A 3,565-nucleotide genomic window follows, 5' to 3' on the forward strand; every position below is an offset into this window, starting at 1 on the left:
CCGCTGCTCTGCCACCTGCTGGAGGCTGCCGGCGACGCTGGCGGCAGCGTCGGCGAGGTCGGCAGGGGGCGCGGAGCGGTCCGGGGCCTCCGCGGTTGCCGCGAGGAGCAGTTCGTTGACAATCCCTGTCAGCGTCGCGGCGTCCTCCCGGATCCGGGCCAGGTCGTGGCTTTTCCTGGAGCCGGGCACAGTGTTGCGCTGGGCCAGCTGGATCCTGGTGTCCAGGATGGTCAATGGCGTGCGCAATTCGTGGCTGGCGTCCTGGACGAAACGCCGCTCCCTTGCCAGGGCATCACTGAGGGGACGAATCGCGCTGCGCGCGCTGAGCCACCCGACGATGCCGGCCAGCAGGATTCCCGCTACCCCGGCGATGATCATGGCTTCGAGGACATCCTTGGAATCCAGGTAGGTGTAGGCCGTCCCGGCCGTCGCCGAGCCCGGCACTTCAGGATGGGCCAGTTGGTTCGTGAGGTACAGTGCCGTGGCGGCGAGCAGCCCGAGAACCATGACCGCGCACGCAGCACTGATCCGCACCGCGACCTTGAGGGAAGCCTTGCGCAGGATGGAGTGGTCCGGATTTCCGCCGGCCGGCCAGCCGTCACTCATGGGCTTCGCCGATCTGGTATCCGAGGCCGTGCACCGTGCGGATCACGGCTTTGGAGATCTTCCGGCGCAGGTGATGAACATAGGTATCGATCACGCCGGGCTGTTCCGAGGCGTGGAAGCACGCCGCGAGGAGCTCATCCCGGGTGAAGACGCGGTCCGGTTCCGCAGCAAGGGCTGCCATCAGCTGGCCTTCCTTTGCGGTCAGTGACACCGTTTGCCCGTAGACGGAACGGACGGAGCGCTGCGTTGGATCCAGTTCCCAGTCCCCGATCGCCACCGGTGCCGGGGCCGGGGGAGTGAAAGTCCGCGTCAGTGCGCGCAGGCGTGCTGCCAGTTCGCCGGCATCGAACGGCTTGGTCACGTAATCGTTGGCGCCGGCGTCCAGGCCCCTGACTTTTTCGTCGGCATCGCCCAGCGCGGTCAGGATCAGGATGGGCGTGGCAATGCCTTTCGACCGCAAAGCCGTGATGAGGGCGATGCCGTCCATGGCGGGCAGCCCGCGGTCCACCACCATGACGTCCCAGCTCCCGGTCAGCCCGTGGTGGAGGCCGTCGCGGCCGTTGGTGACCAACTGGATCCGGTAGTCCGGGTCCAGGAGCTCGGCGATGAGCGGTCCCAGGACGGCGTCGTCCTCGACGAGCAGCAGGGACGGAAGGTCAGTGGAGGTCATGTCAGCTATTCTTCCGCGGCCATTTCCTCAGTCCGCAGTCCGGCCCCAGGTTCTTCTGCCGTGTCGCCGGCGGCTTTGTCTGCGGCTGCGGCGGCGCGGCGGGAGTTCCGGCGGCGTTTGAGGAGCTGCACCACCCCCGGCACGACGGAGACGAGCACCATGGCCACGACGATGGCGTCGATGTTCCTGGCGATGATGTCAAAATGCCCCAGCCAGGTGCCAAGCATCGTCACGGAGGCCGCCCAGGCGACGGCGCCGGTGATATTCCACAGGGTGAAGGATTTGTAGTCATAGCGCGCGGTCCCGGCGGTCAGTGGAGCAAACGTCCGGACCATGGGGACGAAGCGGGCCAGCACGACGGCGGCCCCGCCGTGGTGGCGGAAGAAGTCCTCCGTGGTGGTCAGGTGCGCTGTCTTCAGGATCCGGGCGTCGTCCTTGAACCATCGCCGGCCAAATTTCCGTCCGAGCATGTAGCCGACCTGGTCCCCGGCGACCGCGGCCGCGGTGACGACGCCGATCAGCACTGGCAACGTCAGTTGCAGCTGCTGGTGCAGAAGTCCTGCGGTGAACAACAGGGAGTCGCCGGGCAGGAAGGGAAAGAGCACGCCCGATTCGATGAAGACCATCACGGCGATCACACCCAGTGCGGCCGGGCCCAACCCGGCGAGCAGGCTTGCCGGGTCCAGCAGGGACAATGTTCCGGCGGCGTGGACGGCCGGAAGGGAGGCAAAAACGTCCAGGACGGGCATTCTCATTTCTCCTCGGCGCCCAGCGGCCGGCTGCCCGAACGGGCCCGGATCCGCTCCGCTATCCGTGGCGCGAGAAGGTTCCACAGTCCCGCGAGCAGGACCACGGCTGCGCTCGAGGCCAGGAACGACGCCGCGACATCCGTGGGGTAGTGGACGCCGATGTAAAGCCGTGACCAGGCTACGACGAGGGCCAGGAACGACGCCGCGACGGCCGTGACCTTGGCCCAGCGGGTTCCACGGGCCAGGAAGTACACTGCGAATCCCAGTGCCACAGCAAAGGACACGTGGCCGCTCGGGAAGCTGTTGGAACCCGTTTCCGGAGCCAGGGGATCGAACAGCAGGGCAGGGCTGGGCCGCTGGCGGGCCACGAGGAGCTTAAAGAATTCACTTGCCACCCAGCCGGATGATGCCACGAGGCCGAAGGCAATCGCCTTGGCCAGGCCGCCGCGGAACAGCCAGATGTACAGCGCCGCGGCGCCGATCAGCGCGAGGCCCGCCACCGGGCCAAACACGACATTCAGCGCCATCGCGACGGCGGTCAGGGCAGCGGCGTGGTGCTGGCTCAGGTCCTGATCGACCCCGAGCTCGGCGGCGCTGAAGCCGGGTGTCAGCTGCGCCGCCAGGCCCAATGCCACGACGGCGGCCGACAGCAGGATGCCCAGCACTAACCAGTGGCGGACCTGGGGGAGGGCCCACAGCCGGGGACCCGCGGCGGGGCGCACGGCGTCGGGACGGCTTGGTGCTCCACTTCGGCTGAGTGCTCCAGCACCGCCCAGCGGCGCATCGCTCTTAACAGGGGCAGGTCCAGTCATGGGATCCTCCGGCTCGGGACAAGGGCGCCCGGACAGGCGACGACTCCCACTCTTCCGCCAGCCCGTTAAGAAACGCTTAAGAAAGTGACGCGTCGCCGGCCGCAGCGGTGTGCCGCAAGCCCGGCTGCTCCGTGCCGGCTACGCGGCGTAGCGCGACAGCGCCACCCCGTTGCCGAAGGCGCGCGTCTCCAGCAGCCGGAGCTGGGCCATGCTGTCCGCAGCCTTGAACGGGGGGCGGCCCCGTCCGATCAGGACCGGATGGACGTACAGCCAGTATTCGTCGATCAGCCCGAGCCGCCGGAAGGTGTCGGCCAGTTCTGCCCCGCCCAGGGCCAGGTCCCCGCCCGGCTGCTCTTTCAGGGCCAGCACTTCTTCCGGCACCACCTCCCGGACCACGGTGGTGTTCCAGGCGGCAGATGTCAGCGTCCGGGAGTAGACGATCTTGGGCATGTCCCGCCAGATCCGGGCGAACTCGGCCGTCACTGAGCCGGCGGCCGGGTCCTGGTCCGCGGTGGGCCAGAACTCTTCCATCAGCTCGTAGGTGACGCGGCCGTCAAGGAAGGCACCCATGGTGCTGAGCTGTTGGTTGAAATGGCGGTGCAGCTCGTCGTCGACCATGTGCCAGCTAATGTCGCGGTCCGGGCCCTCGAAGAATCCGTCGAGGGACACCTGCATGGCCAGGATGATTTTGCGCATCGCCGCTCCTTACGTTTTCACCAGCGTACGCC

5 protein-coding genes are annotated in these 3,565 nt (G+C 67.7%); all 5 read right to left on the reverse strand.

Annotation, left to right across the window (positions count from 1 at the left end):
- The coding region (locus AC1D1S_RS20130) for a sensor histidine kinase (protein ID WP_476995324.1) at positions 1-606 on the reverse strand (606 nt) is incomplete at its 3' end.
- Positions 599-1,276: a response regulator transcription factor gene (locus AC1D1S_RS20135; RefSeq protein ID WP_476995325.1), complete on the reverse strand. Its 678-nt coding sequence runs from the start codon at positions 1,274-1,276 to the stop codon at positions 599-601. The genes AC1D1S_RS20130 and AC1D1S_RS20135, both read right to left, overlap by 8 nt.
- A 5-nt stretch (positions 1,277-1,281) precedes the next feature.
- Positions 1,282-2,025, reverse strand: coding sequence for a DedA family protein (locus AC1D1S_RS20140; RefSeq protein ID WP_476945332.1), 744 nt, complete (start codon positions 2,023-2,025; stop codon positions 1,282-1,284).
- Positions 2,026-2,027: 2 nt separating this feature from the next.
- Entirely contained in the window at positions 2,028-2,837 is an 810-nt protein-coding gene (locus AC1D1S_RS20145; protein WP_476995326.1) for a phosphatase PAP2 family protein, read from the reverse strand.
- A gap of 138 nt (positions 2,838-2,975) precedes the next feature.
- Positions 2,976-3,533 carry a dihydrofolate reductase family protein gene (locus AC1D1S_RS20150; protein WP_476995327.1) on the reverse strand — a complete coding sequence of 186 codons (558 nt, stop codon included), beginning with the start codon at positions 3,531-3,533 and terminating at the stop codon, positions 2,976-2,978.
- Positions 3,534-3,565: the final 32 nt, after the last annotated feature.

This window comes from Arthrobacter sp. P1_A5 (genome assembly GCF_056406825.1).

What these genes read in the sequence shown, in the direction of transcription:
- AC1D1S_RS20140 (WP_476945332.1), bottom strand. Translation starts at nt 2,025, where the DNA reads ATGCCCGTCCTGGACGTTTTTGCCTCCCTTCCGGCCGTCCACGCCGCC.
- AC1D1S_RS20150 (WP_476995327.1), bottom strand. Translation starts at nt 3,533, where the DNA reads ATGCGCAAAATCATCCTGGCCATGCAGGTGTCCCTCGACGGATTCTTC.
- AC1D1S_RS20145 (WP_476995326.1), bottom strand. Translation starts at nt 2,837, where the DNA reads ATGACTGGACCTGCCCCTGTTAAGAGCGATGCGCCGCTGGGCGGTGCT.
- AC1D1S_RS20135 (WP_476995325.1), bottom strand. Translation starts at nt 1,276, where the DNA reads ATGACCTCCACTGACCTTCCGTCCCTGCTGCTCGTCGAGGACGACGCC.